We start from the raw sequence: 19,987 nt of genomic DNA, 5'->3' as shown, positions 1-19,987 counted from the left end.
CCGCCGCAAGCGAATGGCGTCAGCGCCGCGCGGCAAGCCGCCGCACGACGCTCACCAGCGCATCGACTTCGTCGCACGTGTTGTAGAACGCGAGCGACGGCCGCACCGTCGCCTCGAGCCCGAAGCGCCGCAGGATCGGCTGCGCGCAGTGATGCCCCGAGCGCACCGCGATGCCCTCTTCGTTCAGCGCCTGCCCGACTTCCTCGGTCTCATAGCCCTTCAGCACGAACGACAGCACGCTCGCCTTGTCGCGGGCCGTGCCGACGAGCCGCACGCCCGGCACCGGCGCGAGCACGCTCGTTGCATACGCAAGCAGGTCGTGCTCGTAGCGCGCGATGTTCTCGATGCCGACCCGGTTCACGTAGTCGAGCGCAGCGCCCAGCCCCACCGCATCCGCAATGTTGCCCGTGCCGGCCTCGAACCGGTTCGGCGGCGGCTGGAACACCGTGCGCTCGAACGTCACGTCCGCGATCATGTTGCCGCCACCCTGCCACGGCGGCATGTCGTCGAGGATCGCGCGCTTGCCGTACACGACGCCGATCCCGGTCGGCCCGTAGATCTTGTGCCCGGAGAACACGAAGAAATCCGCATCGAGCGCCTGCACGTCCACCCGCATGTGCGAGATCGACTGCGCGCCGTCGACGAGCGCCTTCGCGCCCGCACGATGCGCGAGCTCGACGATCTCCTTCACCGGCACGACCGTGCCGAGCGCGTTCGACACCTGCGTGACGGACACGATCTTCGTGCGGTCGTTGAGCAGCTTCCGGTATTCGTCGAGCAGCACCTGCCCCGAATCGTCGACCGGAATCACGCGCAGCTTCGCACCCTTGAGCGCAGCGAGCTGCTGCCACGGCACGATGTTCGCGTGGTGCTCGAGATGCGACACGATGATCTCGTCGCCTTCGCCGACGTTCTGCACGCCCCACGTCTTCGCGATCAGGTTGATCGCCTCGGTCGTGCCGCGCACGAACACGATTTCATCGGGCGACGATGCGCCGATGAAGCGCTGCACCGTTTCCCGCGCATGCTCGTACGCGTCCGTCGCACGGCCGGCCAACGCATGTGCCGCGCGGTGGATGTTCGAGTTCTCGTGCGCATAGAAGTACGCGAGACGATCGATCACGGCCTGCGGCTTGTGGGTCGTCGCTGCATTGTCGAACCACACGAGCTGCTTGCCGTTCACGCGCTCCTGCAGGATCGGGAAATCGCGGCGGATCGCATTCACGTCGAACGGGGGATGCGCGCCGCGATACAGCTGGCCTTGCGGCTCCGCCGCGTGCGTGTCGTCGATGAAGTAGCGCGGCACGTCGGCGCCCGACGCACGCGACACCGGCCCGTCGCGATGCACGGCGAGCAGTTCGCGCAGCGCGTCGTCGCCCGGCAGCCCGAACGCTTCCGGCGAAGCAAGGCCGTTCGACGGCACGACGATGTCCTGCGGCGTCGCCTGCCAGCCCTGCAGCGAGCCGTCGGTGAAGTAGTACGGCGAGGCCTTCGCCGCGCCTTCCGATACCGGCGCGTTCACTTGCGGCACGCCGAGCGCCGCGCCGCCGACGCGCGGTTCGAGCGCGGGCGCGATCGACACGACGTTGTCGGGCAGCCCGTTCTGCGCGGCCGCATGCGGCGCGAGCGCGGGGGCGCGGTTGCCGAGCGACAGCACGTGCGTCGGCGCGGACGGCGCAAGGTTCGCACCGGGCACTTTCCCTTGCGGGAGCGCGAGACCGGGCACGCCGGTGCCCGCACCGCCCGGGCCCGCGAGCGGCGAACCGCCGGGTACCGGGTTGCTCACCGACGCAAGGATCGGCGCGGCGGCCGGCAACGCGGACGGCACGCCGCCCACCGCACCGCTGCCCGCCGACAGCCCGGGCGCGGTGGCCTGCCCGGGCGGCGTCGCGAAGAACTCGGACGCGAGCCGCGCAAGCGTCGCCGGGTCGGGCAAGCCGGCCGGCAGCGGCGCGTGCGGCAGCGCGTGCGCGTCGCCGCCGGCCAGGCCGGGATTAACGGTAGGTGTCGGGATAGTCATGGAACTTGGCGATTTCGACGTCATCGAGGACAGCCAGCGCATCCGGCGAATGGACCGCGAGCGAGCAATACAGCGAGATCAGGTACGACGCGATCGCCTGGTTGTTGATCCCCATGAAGCGCACCGACAGGCCCGGGCCCTGCTCGCCCGCGACGCCCGGCTGATAGAGGCCGACCACCCCCTGGCGCTTGTCGCCGACGCGCAGCAGCAGGATCTTGGTCTTGCCGTCCGCGACCGGCACCTTGTCCGACGGGATCAGCGGGATGCCGCGCCACGTGAGGAACTGCGAACCGAACAGGCTGACCGTCGGCGGCGGCACACCGCGCCGCGTGCATTCGCGGCCGAACGCGGCGATCGCGAGCGGGTGCGTGAGGAAGAACGCGGGCTCCTTCCACACCTTGGTCAGCAGCTCGTCGAGATCGTCCGGCGTCGGCGCGCCCGTCAGCGGGAAGATCCGCTGCTCGTCGGTCACGTTGGCGAGCAGCCCGTAGTCGGGGTTGTTGATCAGCTGGCTTTCCTGCAGCTCCTTGATCGTCTCGATCGTCAGGCGCAGCTGTTCCTTGATCTGGTCGTGAGGACTGCTGTAAAGATCGGAGATCCGCGTATGCACGTCGAGCACCGTGCTCACCGCGTTCAGGAAATACTCGCGCGGCTGTTCCTCGTACGGCACGAAGGTCTGCGGCAGCACGCTTTCGTCCTCGAGCTGCGTGCACGCGGCGCGCACGGCTTCCGGGTTCTTCACCTGGTTCAGCCGATAGATGCCGGCCTCGACCGGCACCCATTGCAGCAGATGGGTCAGCCAGCGCGGCGTGATCGTGGAAAGCTGGGGGACGGTCTTGGTAGCGTTCGCTAGTTGGCGGGCGGCGTGATCGCTCAGCGCGGCCGTGCCGCTTGCAACGGTCGACATGTGTGGCTCCGGGTTCTTTAGATGAAAAACGGGATTGCTTATGACGCTCGGTGATTATCGGAAGCACGCACCTGCCGGCTCAACATGCTATAGCCGTCAGGTCGCGTGCAACCGAAAGGGAAATGAAACGAGGCAGCCTCAGGTGACGTACGCACCCGGCAGCAGTGTCGAGATCGACACGTCGAACGCGCGCGCGATCTTGTCGGCCGTGACGATCGACGCGATCGCCTCGCCGCGCTCGATCTCGCCGACATACGAGCGGTTCAGCCCCGCATGCTCGGCCAGCTGCTCCTGCGACCACGTGCGCGCTTCGCGCAGCTTGCGCACGTTGGCGCCGAAGTGATGGATGAGGTCACTCATCGCGCCTCCTAGGCGACGCGCGCCGCCGCGCGCGGCGCGGCGTTCGCTTCGCTGCGCAGCACGGCCTGCGTGATGTTCGCGCCGGCCGGCACGTCCTGCGTGAGCCATACGTTGCCGCCGATCACCGCGCCGCGTCCGATCGTCACGCGGCCGAGGATCGTTGCGCCCGCATAGATCACCACGTTGTCCTCGACGATCGGATGGCGGGCGTGCCCCTTCTCCAGATGGCCGTCCGCATCGCGCGGAAAGCGCTTCGCGCCGAGCGTGACGGCCTGGTACACGCGCACGCGCTCGCCGATGATCGCCGTCTCGCCGATCACGACACCCGTGCCGTGGTCGATGAAGAAGCCCGCGCCGATGCGCGCGCCCGGATGAATGTCGATACCCGTTTCCGCATGCGCCTGCTCGGCGATGATCCGCGCGAGCAGCGGCAGGCCGAGCCCGTACAGCTCATGCGCGAGCCGGTGATGGATTATCGCGAGGATGCCCGGGTAGCACAGCAGCACCTCGTCGACGCTGCCGGCCGCCGGATCGCCATGGAACGCGGCCAGCACGTCGCTGTCGAGCAGCCGGCGAATCTCGGGCAAGCGCGCGGCGAATGCCTGCACGGCGGTCGACGCCACGTCATCGACGTTATCGACCGGTTCGTCGGCATTGCGCTGCCGTGCCGCGTAGCGCAATTCCAGCTTCACCTGCGCGAGCAGCGCATTCAGCGAGGCGTCGAGCGCATGGGCGACGTGGAAGTTCTCGCTCTCCTGGCGCAGGTCGGGCGGCCCGAGCCGCATCGGAAACAGCACGCCTTTCAGCGCGCCGATGATCTGCGCGAGCGCCTCGCGCGCCGGCAGGTCGCGCCCGCCCGGTTCCAGCGAGCGCCGCTGCTTCTCGCGCCATGCACGGCGCACGCTTTGCAGCGATTGAACGATGTCGTCGATGTCGAATGCGGCCATGCTGCTTTCTCCCCGTAACGGCCGTGAATCAGTCCTGCGCCCACGGCAGGCCGCGAAAACGCCAGCCATTGCTGCCGCCGCGATGCTGCCGCTCGTCGAGGTCGCCCTCGAACCCTTCGAGCACGTTGAATACCTGCGTAAAGCCCCCCTTCGTCGCGGCCTCGGCCGCCTGCGCCGAGCGGTTGCCGCTGCGGCACAACAGCAACACGACGGCCGTCTTGCCGGTCTTCGCTTCCAGTTCGCGCACGAAGCGCGGGTTGCGCGTCAGGCTCGTGCCCGTTGCCCACGGCACATGCAGCGATTCCGGCACGTGGCCGACGAATTTCCGTTCCTCGGCGGTGCGTACGTCCACCAGCAGCGCATCGCCGGCGGTGAACAGCGCCCATGCCGCTTCCGGCGCGACGCCGCCCGCATAGGGCGTGCCGGCCGCCGTAGCCGCCGCGCGCGCGTCTTCGAGCGCCTGTTGCGCAGCGGTTCGTTCTTCCAATGCAACCGTCATGACACTTCCTTGTTTTCGTTGATTCGTATGATCAAAGACACCGGGAATGCGGCCGTTGCAGCTTGCGTGCTGTCTATAGCCGTCAGCGCCACTATGCGAGCGAGGAAGAGCAAGCAGAACCAATAAAAATTCATTTCCTAATCAGCGCCGCGAGGAATGCAATAGCAGACGCGCGCTATCAGGGCGGGTTCATCGGCGAGCAGGACGGGAAGCATGGTGACCGTTCGATGTCACGCATCGAAGGAATTTGAAAGGGTTCGCGGCAGACGATCAACGCGGCGTGCGGCGCGTTGCAATGGAATCCGAAATGGCCTGCATGCACGGGCGCGCATGCAGGGACAACGGGTGACATCCTGTTGGCTGGCGGAATGCATCGACACGACGCCGGACGCGGCATCGCCGATGCACTCGCGCTTCAACGCGTCACACCACGGGGTCAACCGGCGCGACCGGCACGCCGCGCGCTTCGATATCGCGCCCCGCGAGCAGGCACAGATCCTCGCGATGATGCGCGGCAACCACCTGCACGCCGACCGGCACGCCATTCACGAGCGCCGTGGTCACGGCCAACCCCGGCAGCCCCATCGCCGGCAACGCGCGCAACGTGAACTGCGCCTCCCACACGCGATCGAACCCATCCTGCCCCTGGCGGTCGAGATCGTCCGGGAACGGCAGTTCCGACGACACCGGCAGCAGCAGCACCGCATACTCGTCGAGAAACAGCCGCCACTGCCGCGTCAACGTCGTGCGCCGGACGAGCGCGCGGCTGATCACGTCGGCCGGCAGGTCGCGCACCTTGCCGCGCACGGCCTCGACCACGGCAGCCGCCCCCGGATCGCCGTCTTTCACGACCGCGTTCGTCAAAGCGTCGAATCCGTCGCCGAGCCAGAGCTGCTCCTGCAACAGTGCCGCCTCGCGCATCGGCGGTGTGTCGTCGATCTCGTCGACGGTCCAGCCGGCATCGATCAACCGCCGTGCGGCATCGCGCAATGCGGCCTCGACCTCGGGCACGACCTGCAAGCCACCCGGCCGCACGCACAGTGCCGCGCGCTTCGGCACCTCGCGCCCGTCGAACGGCACCGCCACGTGCCACGGATCGCGCGGGTCCGGTGCGGCGAACGCACGCAACGCGAGCGAGAGATCGTCGATCGTGCGTGCAATCGGCCCCGCCGTCGACATCAGCTGCGCGCCGATCGCACGCTCGGGCGACGACGCGTTGAACGCGGGCACGCGACCGAGCGACGGACGAATGCCATGCACGCCACAGGCGTAGGCCGGGTAACGCACCGAGCCGCCGATGTCAGTGCCGACGGCAAGCGGACCGATCCCGGCGGCCACGGCTGCCGCCGCACCGCCACTCGATCCGCCCGGCGTCAGCGACGGGTTGCGCGGATTGCGCGTGTGGCCATGCACGAGATTCGACGTGAACCAGCGCAACGCGAACGTCGGCGAATTGGTGCGGCCGAGCAGGATCCCGCCGGCCTTTCGGATGTTGCCGACCACCGGGCTGTCGGCGTGCGCGATCAGGTTCTCCTGCAGGCGCGTGCCGTTGGTCGTCGCGAATTCCGCCTGGTCGACGTTGATCTTCACGGTCACGGGCACGCCCGCGAGCGGCCCCGGATCGTCGCCGCGCGCGATCGCGCGATCGACTTCGTCGGCTTGCCGCCGGACATCGTCGGGCCGGTGTTCGATCACCGCGTTGATCGCCGGATTCACCGCCTCGAGACGGTCGAGCACCGCATCCGCCACTTCTCGCGCGGACACGTCACGATGCCGCACGCGCTTCGCGAGTTCGGTTGCGGGCAGTTGCCAGAGTTCCGTCATGACTTCTCCTTGTGGAAGGACATCACACGCACTCATGGCGCCGCACTTTCCTGCGAAAGCGCGGCGCCGCGTGCACTCACTGCGCATCCTGCTTCGCGCGCTCGGCCGCTGCGATGATCGCGTCGGCCACGGCCTTCGGCTGGCTCAGCATCGACACATGGCTGCCGTTCACGCGCGTGACCGTCGCGCCGATCCGCTTCGCCATCGCTTCCTGCAGCGTCGGGTCGATCATCTTGTCCTGCGTCGCGACGACGAACGTCGACGGCTTCGCATGCCACGCGGCCTGCGTGACCTTCTCCGAGATACAACCGCCGTACCACGGCCCCTGCGTCGCCGCAACGATGCGCTGCTGCGCGGGCGGCAGGTCGGGGGCGAAATCCTGCGCGATCGCCTTGTCCGACAGCGTCGCGAAACCGCCCGCGTCCTTGCGCAGCTCACCGGCCCACGCGGGCGCCGGCAGCCCCTGCGTGACGTCGGCGATCGACTGGCCGTTGTCGGGCGCGAACGCGGCGACGTACACGAGCGACTTCACCTTGTCGTCGTTGCCCGCCTCGCTGATCACGACGCCGGCCCACGAATGGCCGACCAGTACGACCGGCCCCTTCTGCGCGTCGACGGTACGCTTCGTCGCGGCCGCATCGTCGGCGAGCGAGCTCAGCGGATTCTGCACCGACACCACGTGCAGGCCACGCGCCTCGAGCAGCGGAATCACGCGATTCCAGCTCGACCCGTCGGCGAACGCGCCGTGCACGAGCACGACGTTCGTGCCCTTCAGATCTTCTTTCGGCGCGGCCTGTGCCGCCACCGCACCGAACAGTCCGCCGATCACCGCGGCGGATACCAGAACGCGTTTCATCAAACCGGCCATCGTCATGCTCCTTGCTCTGTTGTGTTTTTCACATGTAGTGCTGCAGTGGTGGCCGCGCCCGCCTGAGGCAAGCGCGGCAGCCAATCACGAATGGGCGTACAGGTCGTCGGCGGCATTCCGCGCGGAACGCGATTGAGCGGCATCGTGATGGCCGGCCGGCGCCGATGCATCGGCCACATTGTCGCCTTGCGACTTCGACGGGCCGTTCTGGTCGGAACGCGCGACCTGCTCCGCGGCGACGGCGTTCTCCGCGGCCGCGATATCGTTCGGGTAGTTCGCTTCGCTGCTGGCCGGGCGGTAGCCGGCCTTCTCCAGGCGGACGAGATCGGCGCGCACGTCGGCGCGCGTGAGGCCGTGGCCGGTATCGGCGAACGACAGGGCGGGGATGGCAGCGAGGACGGCAACGGCGAGGATTCGAGCGGCTTTCATGAGGGTTCTCCTTGAGAGAGGTAGGTCAGTCGATCATTCGGCATCCGATCCAGATCGTCTGGTATCGAACGTTTCCTGCATGTCGACAGTAGAACCCGCGCACGTATCTGCGATGTTTCCAAAACCGGGGCTTTCTGCATGCCAGTTTTTCAGGAATGGCCGCAGATACAGTGCGATACAAACCGGGCTGCCGCATCGTTCACTGGCCCGTCTGCTGACGCGATCCCCCAAGCCCACTCACCATGAAAAAAGGCGTGCCATACACGGCACGCCTTCGGTCGAACCCATCAAACCACGCACGTCACGGCACAAGCCGCGTGAACACGTAGTCGTGGTTCTTCACACGCGCCTGGTGGCACGCAAAGCACGTCTGATGCTGGCCGATATCGGCCGGCACGCCGTTGATGAAGCGCCCGAAGCCCCAGCCGCCCGTCGATGCATAGCGGCGCGAGTCCTTCACCATCACCTGCACGGTCGTCGCCTGGCCCGGCACCGTGGCACTCGGGAGCTCGTCGGACTGCTTGCGCTTGTAAGCAAGCTTCACGAGGATCGTGCCGTCCGGGAACGGCAGCGTCGCCTGTTCGAGTGCGCGGATCGCGACGGGGTTGCCGAGCACCACACGGAGTTCGTCGAGTGGCGCGGCTTCCTCGGCCGGCGCGACCATTTCCCACTTCCGGTAGCCAGGCGGGATCGTCACGCCATAGATCGGCGAAGCGGCGGCAGCCGGCTTCGGCTGCTCCGCGAATGCGGCCGGACCGCTGGCCGACCACGCGCCGGCCAGCAGCACGCCCGCGACGACCGCGCGTCGCATGATGCGGCGCATCACACCCACGCGCGCCCGCATCACAGATGCTCCACTTGCAGGATCGCATCGGCGAACGCCTGCGGTGCTTCCTGCGGCAGGTTGTGGCCGATGCCGCCGGTGATCGTGCGGTGCTGGTACTTGCCGGTGAACTTCTTCGCGTAGGCGGCCGGCGCCGGATGCGGCGCGCCGTTCGCGTCGCCTTCCATCGTGATCGTCGGCACGGTGATCGCCGGCCCGGCCGCGAGGCGGCGCTCGATGTCGTCGTACTGCGCTTCGCCCTTCGCGAGCCCGAGGCGCCAGCGATAGTTGTGAATCACGACGGCGACGTGATCGGGGTTCTGGAACGATGCGGCCGTGCGCGCAAAGGTTTCGTCGGAGAACTGCCATTTCGGCGACGCGAGCTGCCAGATCAGCTTGTTGAACGCATCGCGGTTCTGCGTGTAGCCGAGTTCGCCGCGCTCGGTCGTGAAATAGAACTGATACCACCACTGGAGCTCGGCCTGCGGCGGCAGCGGCGCGGCGTTCGCCGCCTGGCTGCCGATCAGGTAGCCGCTCACCGACACCAGCGCCTTCACGCGCTGCGGCCACAGCGCCGCGATCACGTCGGCCGTGCGTGCGCCCCAGTCGTAGCCGCCGAACACCGCGCGGTCGATCTTCAGCGCATCCATCAACGCGACGATGTCGACGGCCGTCACGGCCTGCTGGCCGTTGCGCACCGTGTCGGCCGAACGGAACGTCGTCGACCCGTAGCCGCGCAGGTACGGCACGATCACGCGATAGCCGGCCGCGACGAGCAGCGGCGCGACTTCCGAGTAGCTGTAGATGTCGTACGGCCAGCCGTGCAGCAGGAACACGACCGGGCCGTTCTTCGGCCCGAGGTCCGCATACCCGACGTTGAGCACGCCCGCGTCGATCTGGTGAATCGTGCCCAGCGACGCGACGCCGGCCGTGCGCTTTGCGGGCGCTGCATCGGGCGCCGACTGCGCATGCGCGAGGGCGCTGAAGCCGAGGTCGGCGAGGCTCAGGCTGGCCAGCGTCGTACCGAGGATCAGGCGGCGGCGGGTGTTCACGGTTTCAGGCATGACTCGTTCTCCAGTGTCGATCGCTAAGGAAGGGGGACCACGGCGCGCAGGGGCGCTCGGGAATCCGCGTTCGCGGCGGCGGCGTTGGCACTGCGCTGCCGTGTGAATCGCTTCACCGGATTTATATCCGATCCATCCAGAGGCTTTGTATCCCAACGTATCTGTGCGTGAACACGACACACGGCGATTCAAAAATCGTGCTGGAGAGGCGTGTTTGCAGGGGAATCAGCCCGCATTCCCCCCTTCAACCACGCTGACATGAGAATCCGCTCACACCTTCCGATCCGGCAGGATATGCGCACGAATCGACCGTCCCCGCCACGACAGGTGATCGATCCGCGCGCGCAGCGTGTAGAGCGCCACCGACGACAGCGTACTGAACCTGAGCAGCGCGATCGGGTTACCGATCCCGGCCGGCACCCGCTCGATCGAATCGAACAGCGGGAATCCATACCGGGTCAGGAACGCGCCGACCTCGTCGTCGCGTGCGTGTTCTTCGACATTGACCAGCAACAGTTCGGCCATGACGGCTCCTTTCTCGATTCGACCGCCGTCACCGGATCAGCCGGCGCGTATGGTGCGCGATCATCAGTTCTTCGTTGGTCGGGATCACCCACGCCGACACGCGGCTCGACGCCGTCGTGAGCAGCGGCCCGCCGGTCTGGTTCGCGTCGACGTCGATCTCGACGCCGAGCCAGGCCGCACGGCGCATCACGCCTTCGCGAATCGCCGCCGCATGCTCGCCGATCCCCGCCGTGAAGACGATCGCGTCGATGCCTTCCATGGCGGCGGCGAGCGACCCGAGTTCGCGCGCGATGCGATCGACGTACAGCTCGATCGCGAAGCGCGCATGCGGATCGTCGCTCGCGAGCAGCGTGCGCATGTCGCTCGAGATGCCGGACACGCCGAGCAACCCGGAGCGCCGATAGATCAGATCCTCGACGGCACGCACGTCCATCCCGAGCTCTTCCATCAGGAAGAGCACGACGCCCGGGTCCAGGTTGCCGCAGCGCGTGCCCATCGGCAGCCCGTCGACGGCGGTGAACCCCATCGTGCTCGCGACACTCTTGCCCGCCACGAGCGCGCACATGCTCGCGCCGTTGCCGAGGTGGGCGACGACCGTGCGCCCGCGCGCCGCCTGTGGCGCGACGTCGGGCAGCACGCTCGCGATGTACTCGTACGAGAGCCCGTGGAATCCATAGCGGCGCACGCCCCGGCTGGTGATCGACTCGGGCAGCGCGAACGCCTGGGTCACTGCGGGCTGCGTGCGGTGGAATGCCGTGTCGAAGCAGGCCACCTGCTCGATGCCGGGCTGCACCGTTTCGAGGATGCGAATCGGCGTCAGGTTGTGCGGTTGATGCAACGGCGCGAGCGGCGTGAGCTTGTCCAGCTCGGCCACGATCTCGGGCGTGACGCGCACCGGGCCGCTGAAGCGTTGGCCGCCATGCACGACGCGATGGCCCACCGCCGCGAGACGATGCCCTTCCTGGTGAGCCTCCAGGAACGCGGCGATCTGCTCGAGCCCTTCGTGATGGCCGAACGTCTCGACGTCGGCCCATTGCTGCTCGTGATGTTCCCCGTGATGGTCGACGGCACTGAAGTGCGCGGCGGCCGTGTAAAGCCCATCGACCTGACCGTGCACGATCAGCCCGAGCGTGTCGCCCTGCACGTCGAACGCGGAAAACTTGATGCTCGACGAGCCGGCATTCAACACCAGAATCACGTCTGCCATGGCGTCACCCCGCGTGCGTGGCCGCTTCACGCTGCCCATTCGCGACGAGCATCGCGACCGCGCATGAAGCCAGCCGGGTGATCAAAGAATCGGCGCGACTCGTCAGGATGATCGGCACGCGCGCGCCGAGCACGATCCCTGCGGCGTCCGCGCCGGCCAGGAACGACAGGCTCTTGGCGAGCATGTTGCCTGCTTCGAGGTCGGGCACCATCAGCACGTTCGCGTGCCCGGCCACCGGCGAATCGATCTGCTTGATGCGCGCGGCCTCGGGATCGATCGCGTTGTCGAGCGCAAGCGGGCCGTCGACGAGCGCGCCGGTAATCTGCCGCCGGTCCACCATCTTGCACAGCGCGGCGGCTTCGAGCGTCGACGGCACTTTCGGGTTGACCGTCTCCATCGCCGACAGGATCGCCACGCGCACCTGCGGAAAGGCCAGCGCATGCGCAAGATCGATCGCGTTCTGCAGGATGTCGACCTTTTCCTCGAGCGTCGGCGCGATATTGATCGCCGCGTCGGTCACGATCAGCGGATCGGCATGCGCGGGCACGTCCATGACGAAGCAATGGCTGATGCGCCGGCCGGTGCGCAATCCGGCATCGTGACGCACCACTTCGGCCATGAGCTCGTCGGTGTGCAGGCTGCCCTTCATCAGCGCGGCCGCCCGCCCGTCGCGGACGAGCCGCACCGCCGCGGCTGCCGACGCCTCGCTGTACGGCGCATCGACGATCTCATAGTCGCTGATCGACAGCTCGCACGCCGCGGCGGTCGCTTCGATCCGGGCCCGCGGGCCCACCAGGATCGGTTCGATCAGCCCCTTGCGCGCCGCCTCCAGCGCCCCTTCGAGCGAGCTTCGATCGCACGGGTGCGCGACGGCCGTCGGCATCGGCGCCAGCGTCCGGCAGTGTTCGATGAGGCGGAGATATTTCTCGTGTCTGTTTTCCATCGTGGTTCCTGGCTGTCCGTCACTGCACACGCTCGAGGGCCGCTACCGGCTCCTTGGCCGGCCGCTTCGCGGGCGGCGCGCCCAGCACCGCGCGGATGCGTTGCAGGGCCGCCCACTGTTGCTCGCTCACCGACGCGCTCTGCACGCGCGGATCGCCCAGCAGCTTGTCCAGCAACGTCAGCAGCCGCTGCCGATCCTCAGGCCGGACCAGCAGCGCCGGCAGCGTCGCGACGGCCTGCTGCGGCGCGTAGGTCGCGATGATTTCCTGCTCGCCGTAGATGCGCCGCCACTGGTCGGGCGGCAGGTTCGGCAGATACTCGGCGTAGGTTTCGGCGAGCTCACGCTCGGTCGCCAGCTGCGCCAGCGGAAACGGCTCGCCGCTGCGTTCAAGCAGAAAGGCTGCGCGCGCAACCGCCTCGGTGTAGCCGCCCCGATCGATCGACGCAAGCGCGTCCTTCACGAACGGCAGGTCGCGAGGGTCCGTCGCCGCCGGCGACGCGGCATGACGATCGCGATTCTGCTCCGCGAAATGAAGCATGAAGGGCTGCGTGTACAGCGTGAAGAACAGCGACTCGGTGCTCGCATCGCGCATCGCGCGGAAAAAATCGAGCGACGCGCTGACGACGTCCGAGCCACGGCGTTCGAGCTTGCGCCACAGTTCGATATCGTCGGCCTGCTGGCGATGCGCGTTGACCGTGTCGGCAGCCGGCTTCAGCCAGCCAAGCCACGGGTTGAGATCGGAAAACGCCCAGCGCTGAAAGCGCAGCGGATGAAATTCCCGCAACGCGCGCGCCGTGGTTTCGTTCGAGGCTTGCTGCACGAACGGCTGCATGAACAGTTCATAGGCGCGCTGCGTGAATTCGGACAACTCGGCGACCGCCTCGAACGCCTGTTCGTCCTTGCGCCCGAAGCGGTTGAAGTGTTGCGCGATCTCTTCGAGACGGTGCTCGGCGAACGTGACCTCGTAAGCGACTTTCCCGTCGGCGCCTTTCACTTCCTCGATCGACATCGCATAGAGGCCGGGCGGCAGCGTTTCGACGGCATCCAGCACGCTGACGATCTGTGCGTGCTCCTTCTTCGCGACCTTGCCCGACACGAAGATGCCCAGATGCCCGACATCCTCTTCCATCAACCCGATGATCACCTGCCCGCGCGACTTGATCTCCTCGGTGCTGCCGTAGATGTCCGCGACCCAGTTGAACGCCTGCTGCGGCGGCGTGATGTTGTCGCCCATCGACGCGAACAGGATGATCGGCGAGCGGATCTCGCGCAGGTCGAACGCCTTGCCCGTCCCGTCCCGCACCTCGCCGGACCAGAGCTTGTTGCCGATGAACAGGTTGCGCGTGATCCATTCGATCTCCTCGCGGTTCATCAGGTAGTAGCCGCCCCACCAGCGCTCGAACTCGAGGAAGCGCGGCGGCTCGGTGTCGATATGGTCGTACACGTGGTAATACTTGTCCCACAACGTGTTCGCCGGGTTCAGGTTCTCGAAGTTCTGCACGAGATACGCGCCGTCGAACTTGCCGTTGCCGAGGTCCGACGAGAACGACGCGAGCCAGGTGCCGCCGAGCAGGCCGCCGGCATAGCGCATCGGATTGTCGCCGGGCCCGTCGCTCCACGCGCCGCTCCAGTACGACATCGGCGCACCATTGATGACGATCGGGCCCGTGTCGTCCGCCGACGAGCTCGCGAGCATCATCGCGGCCCAGCCGCCCTGGCAGTTGCCGACGATGGCCGGCTTGAGGCTGTCCGGATGCAGCGCCCGCACTTTGCGGACGAACGCCTGTTCCGCCGCACACACGTCGAGCAGCGTCTGACCGGGCTCGGGTTCCTGGAAGAACACGACGAAGTACACCGGATGCCCCGCGCGCAACGCCACGCCGACCTGCGAATCGTCCTTGAAGCCGCCGATGCCGGGGCCGTGCCCCGCGCGCGGATCGATGATCAGGTAGGGCCGCTTGGCGGCGTCGACGATCACGCCGTCCGGCGGCTGGATGTGAACGAGTGCGTAATTGACGGGGCGCTCGAACTGCCGGCCGTCGAGCACGACGTCGTAGTCGAAATGCAGCACCGGCTTGAGCCCCTGGCCCGCGCGCTCGACGTATTGCGTGCCGCGCTCGCGCAACGTGTCCCAGAACAGCAGCGAGCGCTGGACGGTGTCGACCGCGTAATGCCATGCGCTCAACGGCGAGAGCGGTGCGGCGAAGGAGGCGGCGCCCGGGTCGTGGCCGGAGCTGTCGCTGCCGTCGAATGCTTCGCTCAACCGCTTTCCGTACTGTTCCAGCGCGTGCTGCGTGCGCTTTTGCAGGACGTGGACAATCTCCGCGGCGATCTCGTGACTGCGCGCCAGTTGCGTGGCAGCATCCATAACACTGTTCTCCAGAGGGGCAAGGTGAATCCCGACGCATTCCGGGAGCGGCCGTCTCGCGTCAGCCGAGCACGTGCATTCCCGCGTCGACGTAGTGAATGCCGCCGGTCATCGCGCGTGCGGCATCGCTGGCAAGAAAGGTGCATAGCGCGCCGACGTCGTCGATGTCGAACGGCCGGCGCAATGGCGCACGCCGTGCGGTGTCGTCGAGCAGGTGATCGAAGTTCGGCAGCCCGGAGGCCGCGCGCGTGGGCAATGCACCGGGCGACACCGCATGCACGCGGATGCCGGCCGGCCCCAGCTCGACGGCCAGATAGCGAACGGTGGCCTCCAGCGCCGCCTTGACCGGCCCCATCACGCCGTACTCGGCGATGACCTGGTCGGCGCCGATATAGGTCATTGCCATCAGGCTGCCACCGGAATCCATCAACGGCTCGGCAAGTTTCGCCATCCTGATGAACGAGTGGCAGGAAGTATCCATCGCGAGCGCGAACCCTTCCGGCGAACTGTCGACGACCCGCCCGTGCAGGTCGGCCCTCGGTGCATAGGCGACGGCATGCAGCAGAAAATCGAGGCGGCCCCACTGCTCGCCGATCGTGTCGAACACGTCGCGCATCTGGTCGGTTCGGCTGACGTCGAGCGGCATCGCGATCGCCGGCTTCAGCTGCTCCAGCAGCGGCTCGACGTACGGCAACGCTCGATCGGATTGCCAGGTCACGGCCAGTTCGGCCCCCGCTGCGTGAAAGGCGCGCGCACATCCCCAGGCGATGCTCTGCTCGTTCGCCAGGCCGACGACGATGCCTCTTTTGCCTTCAAGCGGCCGCACGCCATTGCCAGGCGCGCGCGACTCGCGCACGTCGTTATTCGTCATCGCGAAACCTCGAAACGTATTTTTTCATCGGGCGAAACTGCGAAAGGGCCGAATTGCCTTAATGCCGCGAATCATTGTATTGAGGGTTTAAAACTACCAGATCATTCACGCGATATATGTTTGATTTTTATCAAAATCGCTTTCAAATCAGATAATTACGATGGAATGTTTCGATCCGGAAGGATCGATTTCATCGATATGTCATTCAATCGTGGGCAATTCATCAGGCCAGCGTTGCAGGTCGACCCGTTCCCGACACGGTAGCGACCCTTCGTGTAATCGCATGTAATTGATCCAGCGATGTGGCGGGCCTAATGTTTGGCCCAGGCAGACGCCCATCATTAAACCTTGCCAATCAAGCGCCGACGATTTTTCGTCGACTATATGCAGATGCATCAAGGGCAAGAATGATTTACACGCGAGGCTGCTGTCGGGAAAGAAGCGTTCATTTATCGACTCATCCAATTACCGCTCAGAGGAAAAAATGGCAAAAATTTATTACTCGGCCGACAACAGCTGGCTCATCGGCGTCACCGATCGCGTCCAAGGCAACAGGTTGGTGCTCCTTCCCACCAGTACGGACAACCTGTATACCGAGTGGGACTTCCAACCGGATGGCGGAATCACGCTGCACAGCGACCCCACGCTCGCCATCGACTGCGGAACGGTATCCGCCGAGCAATACCTTTACCTGAACACTTACAAGAAAAACAACGCGTCGGCCTCTCAGCAATGGCAATTCGACCCGCAATCGGACGACGCGCAATCGGGCTACATCGAAAACGTGAGCAATTCGCAACTTGTCTTCGATCTCCAATGGAGAAACGTCGCGAAGGGCACGTACATCTGGACGTACACGGCCAACGCATCGGATGCGGAGATCTGGAGCCCGGTTCCCGTCCCGCAGGATTCGTTCAAGAAGTGACCTGATCCGGGCTTCGGTGGTGTGCCGATTGAGTTGTTCGGCGCACCATCGTTCGTCACTGCCGGTTCGCATGACACACCGAATCGCAGGTAGCCGAGGTTGCCATCCGCGTGGGCGTGCTGAACCGCAAAGCAGAAACGAACGCAGGCCGCATGACCGCGCCGGCCCGCGTTCGCCATTCCTTCCCCGCTTACACGCGCCGCAACGGCCGGAACCCGGCACGCACTTCACGCGCAAACAGCGCCGGCTCCTCCCATGCCGCGAAATGCCCGCCCTTGTCGACTTCGTTGAAGTAGATCAGGTTGTGATAACTGCGCTCGGCCCAGCTGCGCGGCGCCTGGTAGATTTCGCCCGGAAACACCGTGATCGCGGCCGGCAGCGAGATGTCCACCGCGTTGAAGTTGTTCGAGTGATCCTCCCAGTAGATCTGCGCGGCGGACGTCGCGGTGTTCGTCAGCCAGTACAACGAAATGTCGTCGAGAATCTCGTCGCGCGGAATCGAGCGTTCGGGTACGCCGCCGCTGTACGTCCATTGCGAAATCTTGTCGTACATCCACGCAGCCTGCCCCGAAGGCGAATCGGCGAGCGCATAGCCGACCGTCTGCGGGCGCGTGACCATCATCGCCGAGTAGCCGCAGTTGTCGCGATAAAACGTCGCGAGCTTCTCGTACGCGGCCTTCTCCTTCTGCGACAGCGAAGCCGGCGCGGGCGCATCGGTCGCGAGCCGCGTCGCGATATCCGGCGGCACCGTCGCCGGCATGTTCACGTGGATCCCGGCGAGGCCCTGCACGCGCTGCATCGCCATCCGGTGCGAGATCACCGAGCCGCAATCGCCGCCCTGCGACACGAAGCGCGTATAGCCGAGCCGCGCCATCAGCTCGCCCCATGCGCGCGCGATGTGGTCGGAACCCCAGCCGGTCCGTGTCGGACGGCCCGAGAAGCCGAAACCCGGCAACGACGGCACGACGACGTGAAACGCATCGTCCGCGCTCGCGCCGTGCGCGGTCGGATCGGTCAGCGGGCCGATCGCCTTCAGCAACTCGAAGATCGAGCCCGGCCAGCCGTGCGTCATGATCATCGGCATCGCGTTCTCGTGCCGCGAGCGCACGTGAATGAAATGAATGTCGAGCCCGTCGATTTCCGTGATGAACATCGGGAAGCCGTTCAGGCGCGCCTCGCCCTTGCGCCAGTCGTAGTCGGTGCCCCAGTAACGCAGCAGCGCCTGCATGCGCGCGAGCCGCACGCCTTGCGATTCGTCGGCGACGGTCTCGCGACCCGGCCAGCGCGTCGCGGCAATGCGGCGGCGCAGGTCGGCCACGGCGTCATCGGGAATGTGCGCGGTGAACGGGCGTATGCCGGTCGCGCCGGTCGCCGCATGCAGCGCGGTGGGCAGCATCGCCGAGACCCCGGCGGCCACGGAGGTGGCCAGCAGGTGGCGACGCATCGGGGAAAACGGTGTGGAAGACATCGTTCGGCATCTCCTTTCGTGAAGTGGAAAGTGAACATGCCGCGCGCGGGAAACGCGCCCACGCTTTCAATCCGGCGCGCCCGCGTCACGCGGCGTCGCCCATTTGAAAGGTCTGATGTATCCGGTATTTGTCTGATTTGTACGCGTTTGTAGCGGCTGCGCGGCGAGCGGCCCGGCCTTTGCAGCCGCCCGCCCGCGCGCCGCTCAGAGCGCCTTGACGATCGCGCCGTCGACGCGAATGTTCTGGCCGGTGATGTAGCCCGCCCCGTCCGACAGCAGGAACGCGACCGTCTTCGCGATCTCGCCGGTCTTGCCGAAGCGGCCGGCCGGAATGCGCGCGACGATCTCCGGCGTTTCCGGCCAGCTGTCGATGAAGCCCGGCAGCACCGCGTTCATCCGGATGTTCTCGGCCGCGTAGCGTTCCGCGTAAAGCCGCGTCCACGCGCTCAGCGCCGCGCGCAGCGCCGACGAAACGGGCATCGGCTGCTCGGGCGCATCCGCCGCGAAACTCGAGATGTTGACCACCGCGCCGCCGCCCTGCTGCTGGAAGATCGGCGTCACGCGGCGCATCACGCGCACCACGTTCAGCAGGATCAGGTCGAGCCCCGCGTGCCAGTTGTCGTCGGTGATCGCCAGCAGATCGCCCTTCGGCGGGTGTCCGGTGTTGTTCACGACCGCATCGATGCGACCGTAGCGCGCCACCGTTTCCTGCACGAGCCGGTTGATGTCGGCTTCTTCCGTCACCGAGCCCTGGATGCCGAACCCGCCCAGTTCGTCCCCGAGCGCCACCGCGCTGCCCGACGGCGACATCAGCGCGACGCGATAGCCCGTCGCCGCCAGCTCACGCGCGATCGCCGCGCCCATGCCCTTGCCCGCCGCCGTGATCAACGCTACTTTTTCTACAGTCACGATGTGCTCCTCGTTCGAATCCTGCCGCCGCGCAGCCGCCGTTCGGCCCGCCATGGTGGTAATGTAGGCGCATCCATCACGACTGTCGAACCAGTATTTCTGCCTCCAGCCGATAGTTTTTCTATAGCCTGACGATGCCGCCTCGCCCCTCCCGCCTGCCGCCGCTGAATGCGCTTCGTGCATTCGAAGTGTCCGCGCGGCACCTCAATTTCCGCGCCGCCGCCGACGAGATCGGCGTCACGCAGGGCGCCGTCGCGCAGCAGGTGCGCCATCTCGAGGACGTGCTCGGCCTGAAGCTGTTCGAACGCCTGCCGCGCGGCCTCGCGCTGACGCATGACGGCGCCGCGTATTTCTCCGACGTGCAGCGCGCGCTGCATGCGATCGCCGACGCGACCGACAAGCTCGTCAAGCGCCGTGCCGCGCTGACGATCAGCACGACGCCGTCGTTCGCGTCGAAATGGCTGATCCCGCGGCTCGCGCAGTTCACCGATGCGCATCCCGACTACGACGTGCGCGTGATCGCCGACCCGCAGATCGCAACGTTCCGGCATGACGGCGTCGATCTCGCGATCCGCTACGGCAAGCCGCCGTTCGGCAAGCATCTCGCCACGCATGCGCTGTTTCCGCTCGACGTGTGCGCCGTGTGCAGCCCCGCGCTGCTGGCCGCGCCCGCGTCGCCGCGCGCGCTCGCGGGCCACGTGCTGCTGCACGACGCGCACGACCTGTGGCCCGAGTTCCTCGCCGCGATGCCGGAACCCGTCGACATCGATCCGCACAAGGGGTTGCGCTTCAACCAGACGTCGCTCGCGATCGATGCGGCCGTCGCCGGCCAGGGCATCGCGCTTGCGACCGATCCGCTGGTCGAGCGCGACATCGCCGCGGGCAGGCTGTGCAAGCCGTTCGATTTCGCGTTTCCGCTGTCGGTGGGGTTCTATCTCGTGTATCCGGCCGAGCGCCGCGACGACGATGCGATCGTCGTGATGCGCGAGTGGATGGCCGCGCAAGTGGTGTCGGACAGGCGCCCTTGAGC

Annotated in this window: 19 protein-coding genes; 2 read left to right on the top strand and 17 right to left on the bottom strand. The window is 66.7% G+C overall.

The features are described from left to right. Positions 1-19: 19 nt before the first annotated feature. From QZM35_RS00955 to fabI, 15 genes are all read right to left on the bottom strand, one after another. Complete coding sequence (locus QZM35_RS00955; protein ID WP_301775221.1) at positions 20-2,020, bottom strand: family 2A encapsulin nanocompartment cargo protein cysteine desulfurase; 2,001 nt, start codon at positions 2,018-2,020, stop codon at positions 20-22. Beyond that, the gene (locus QZM35_RS00950) at positions 1,995-2,927 is read right to left on the bottom strand and encodes a family 2A encapsulin nanocompartment shell protein (protein ID WP_006479760.1); all 933 of its coding nucleotides are present in this window, start codon (positions 2,925-2,927) and stop codon (positions 1,995-1,997) included. The genes QZM35_RS00955 and QZM35_RS00950 overlap by 26 nt, the downstream gene beginning before the upstream one ends. A 138-nt stretch (positions 2,928-3,065) precedes the next feature. Further along, positions 3,066-3,287, bottom strand: coding sequence for a helix-turn-helix domain-containing protein (locus tag QZM35_RS00945; protein WP_011356215.1), 222 nt, complete (start codon positions 3,285-3,287; stop codon positions 3,066-3,068). Positions 3,288-3,295: 8 nt separating this feature from the next. Continuing rightward, the gene (epsC, locus tag QZM35_RS00940) at positions 3,296-4,234 is read right to left on the bottom strand and encodes a serine O-acetyltransferase EpsC (protein ID WP_301775220.1); all 939 of its coding nucleotides are present in this window, start codon (positions 4,232-4,234) and stop codon (positions 3,296-3,298) included. A gap of 28 nt (positions 4,235-4,262) precedes the next feature. After that, positions 4,263-4,733 (bottom strand): rhodanese-like domain-containing protein, encoded by a 471-nt coding sequence (locus tag QZM35_RS00935; protein ID WP_089428313.1) that lies wholly within the window; start codon positions 4,731-4,733, stop codon positions 4,263-4,265. A gap of 423 nt (positions 4,734-5,156) precedes the next feature. After that, positions 5,157-6,557, bottom strand: a complete 1,401-nt coding sequence (locus QZM35_RS00930) for an amidase family protein (RefSeq protein WP_301775219.1) — start codon at positions 6,555-6,557, stop codon at positions 5,157-5,159. A 76-nt stretch (positions 6,558-6,633) separates the two neighbouring features. Then, the gene (locus QZM35_RS00925) at positions 6,634-7,425 is read right to left on the bottom strand and encodes an alpha/beta fold hydrolase (protein WP_089429173.1); all 792 of its coding nucleotides are present in this window, start codon (positions 7,423-7,425) and stop codon (positions 6,634-6,636) included. 84 nt (positions 7,426-7,509) lie between these two features. After that, the gene (locus QZM35_RS00920; RefSeq protein ID WP_301775218.1) at positions 7,510-7,854 is read right to left on the bottom strand and encodes a DUF4148 domain-containing protein; all 345 of its coding nucleotides are present in this window, start codon (positions 7,852-7,854) and stop codon (positions 7,510-7,512) included. A 301-nt stretch (positions 7,855-8,155) separates the two neighbouring features. Further along, the gene (locus tag QZM35_RS00915) at positions 8,156-8,698 is read right to left on the bottom strand and encodes a cytochrome P460 family protein (RefSeq protein WP_301775217.1); all 543 of its coding nucleotides are present in this window, start codon (positions 8,696-8,698) and stop codon (positions 8,156-8,158) included. Continuing rightward, positions 8,698-9,741, bottom strand: a complete 1,044-nt coding sequence (locus QZM35_RS00910) for an alpha/beta fold hydrolase (RefSeq protein ID WP_301775216.1) — start codon at positions 9,739-9,741, stop codon at positions 8,698-8,700. Before QZM35_RS00910 ends, QZM35_RS00915 begins: the two co-directional genes overlap by 1 nt. 270 nt (positions 9,742-10,011) lie before the next feature. Continuing rightward, a complete protein-coding gene (locus QZM35_RS00905; protein WP_089428318.1) occupies positions 10,012-10,266 on the bottom strand; it encodes a hypothetical protein in 255 nt (84 codons plus the stop codon). A 28-nt stretch (positions 10,267-10,294) separates the two neighbouring features. Next, a complete protein-coding gene (locus QZM35_RS00900) occupies positions 10,295-11,473 on the bottom strand; it encodes an acetate/propionate family kinase (RefSeq protein WP_301775215.1) in 1,179 nt (392 codons plus the stop codon). 4 nt (positions 11,474-11,477) lie between these two features. Next, positions 11,478-12,416: a phosphate acetyltransferase gene (locus QZM35_RS00895; protein WP_301775214.1), complete on the bottom strand. Its 939-nt coding sequence runs from the start codon at positions 12,414-12,416 to the stop codon at positions 11,478-11,480. Positions 12,417-12,435: 19 nt separating this feature from the next. Then, positions 12,436-14,784 carry a DUF3141 domain-containing protein gene (locus QZM35_RS00890; RefSeq protein ID WP_301775213.1) on the bottom strand — a complete coding sequence of 783 codons (2,349 nt, stop codon included), beginning with the start codon at positions 14,782-14,784 and terminating at the stop codon, positions 12,436-12,438. Positions 14,785-14,845: 61 nt separating this feature from the next. Beyond that, positions 14,846-15,655, bottom strand: a complete 810-nt coding sequence (gene fabI / locus QZM35_RS00885) for an enoyl-ACP reductase FabI (protein WP_301775212.1) — start codon at positions 15,653-15,655, stop codon at positions 14,846-14,848. A 484-nt stretch (positions 15,656-16,139) separates the two neighbouring features. Between fabI and QZM35_RS00880 the strand changes: the two genes are divergently transcribed. Next, positions 16,140-16,580 carry an RICIN domain-containing protein gene (locus QZM35_RS00880; protein WP_301775211.1) on the top strand — a complete coding sequence of 147 codons (441 nt, stop codon included), beginning with the start codon at positions 16,140-16,142 and terminating at the stop codon, positions 16,578-16,580. Between the two features lie 190 nt (positions 16,581-16,770). Here QZM35_RS00880 and QZM35_RS00875 read toward each other — a convergent pair whose 3' ends face one another. Further along, positions 16,771-18,048, bottom strand: coding sequence for an epoxide hydrolase family protein (locus QZM35_RS00875; protein WP_301775210.1), 1,278 nt, complete (start codon positions 18,046-18,048; stop codon positions 16,771-16,773). A 204-nt stretch (positions 18,049-18,252) separates the two neighbouring features. Further along, complete coding sequence (locus QZM35_RS00870) at positions 18,253-18,957, bottom strand: SDR family oxidoreductase (protein WP_089429175.1); 705 nt, start codon at positions 18,955-18,957, stop codon at positions 18,253-18,255. Positions 18,958-19,091: 134 nt separating this feature from the next. On the opposite strand from QZM35_RS00870, the gene gcvA reads away from it, so the two are divergent. Further along, positions 19,092-19,985 carry a transcriptional regulator GcvA gene (gene gcvA / locus QZM35_RS00865; protein WP_089428324.1) on the top strand — a complete coding sequence of 298 codons (894 nt, stop codon included), beginning with the start codon at positions 19,092-19,094 and terminating at the stop codon, positions 19,983-19,985. Positions 19,986-19,987 lie beyond the last annotated feature (2 nt).

This window comes from Burkholderia sp. AU45274 (assembly GCF_030482505.1).
Taxonomy (GTDB): Bacteria; Pseudomonadota; Gammaproteobacteria; order Burkholderiales; family Burkholderiaceae; genus Burkholderia.
Note: the sequence above shows the minus strand (reverse complement) of the source record. Positions and strands in the feature narration are given on the sequence as shown.

Bases quoted from the DNA above. Each gene is read 5' to 3' on its own strand.
- QZM35_RS00955 (WP_301775221.1), bottom strand. From the start codon at position 2,020: ATGACTATCCCGACACCTACCGTTAATCCCGGCCTGGCCGGCGGCGAC.
- QZM35_RS00950 (WP_006479760.1), bottom strand. From the start codon at position 2,927: ATGTCGACCGTTGCAAGCGGCACGGCCGCGCTGAGCGATCACGCCGCC.
- QZM35_RS00945 (WP_011356215.1), bottom strand. From the start codon at position 3,287: ATGAGTGACCTCATCCATCACTTCGGCGCCAACGTGCGCAAGCTGCGC.
- epsC (WP_301775220.1), bottom strand. From the start codon at position 4,234: ATGGCCGCATTCGACATCGACGACATCGTTCAATCGCTGCAAAGCGTG.
- QZM35_RS00935 (WP_089428313.1), bottom strand. From the start codon at position 4,733: ATGACGGTTGCATTGGAAGAACGAACCGCTGCGCAACAGGCGCTCGAA.
- QZM35_RS00930 (WP_301775219.1), bottom strand. From the start codon at position 6,557: ATGACGGAACTCTGGCAACTGCCCGCAACCGAACTCGCGAAGCGCGTG.
- QZM35_RS00925 (WP_089429173.1), bottom strand. From the start codon at position 7,425: ATGGCCGGTTTGATGAAACGCGTTCTGGTATCCGCCGCGGTGATCGGC.
- QZM35_RS00920 (WP_301775218.1), bottom strand. From the start codon at position 7,854: ATGAAAGCCGCTCGAATCCTCGCCGTTGCCGTCCTCGCTGCCATCCCC.
- QZM35_RS00915 (WP_301775217.1), bottom strand. From the start codon at position 8,698: ATGCGGGCGCGCGTGGGTGTGATGCGCCGCATCATGCGACGCGCGGTC.
- QZM35_RS00910 (WP_301775216.1), bottom strand. From the start codon at position 9,741: ATGCCTGAAACCGTGAACACCCGCCGCCGCCTGATCCTCGGTACGACG.
- QZM35_RS00905 (WP_089428318.1), bottom strand. From the start codon at position 10,266: ATGGCCGAACTGTTGCTGGTCAATGTCGAAGAACACGCACGCGACGAC.
- QZM35_RS00900 (WP_301775215.1), bottom strand. From the start codon at position 11,473: ATGGCAGACGTGATTCTGGTGTTGAATGCCGGCTCGTCGAGCATCAAG.
- QZM35_RS00895 (WP_301775214.1), bottom strand. From the start codon at position 12,416: ATGGAAAACAGACACGAGAAATATCTCCGCCTCATCGAACACTGCCGG.
- QZM35_RS00890 (WP_301775213.1), bottom strand. From the start codon at position 14,784: ATGGATGCTGCCACGCAACTGGCGCGCAGTCACGAGATCGCCGCGGAG.
- fabI (WP_301775212.1), bottom strand. From the start codon at position 15,655: ATGACGAATAACGACGTGCGCGAGTCGCGCGCGCCTGGCAATGGCGTG.
- QZM35_RS00880 (WP_301775211.1), top strand. From the start codon at position 16,140: ATGGCAAAAATTTATTACTCGGCCGACAACAGCTGGCTCATCGGCGTC.
- QZM35_RS00875 (WP_301775210.1), bottom strand. From the start codon at position 18,048: ATGTCTTCCACACCGTTTTCCCCGATGCGTCGCCACCTGCTGGCCACC.
- gcvA (WP_089428324.1), top strand. From the start codon at position 19,092: ATGCCGCCTCGCCCCTCCCGCCTGCCGCCGCTGAATGCGCTTCGTGCA.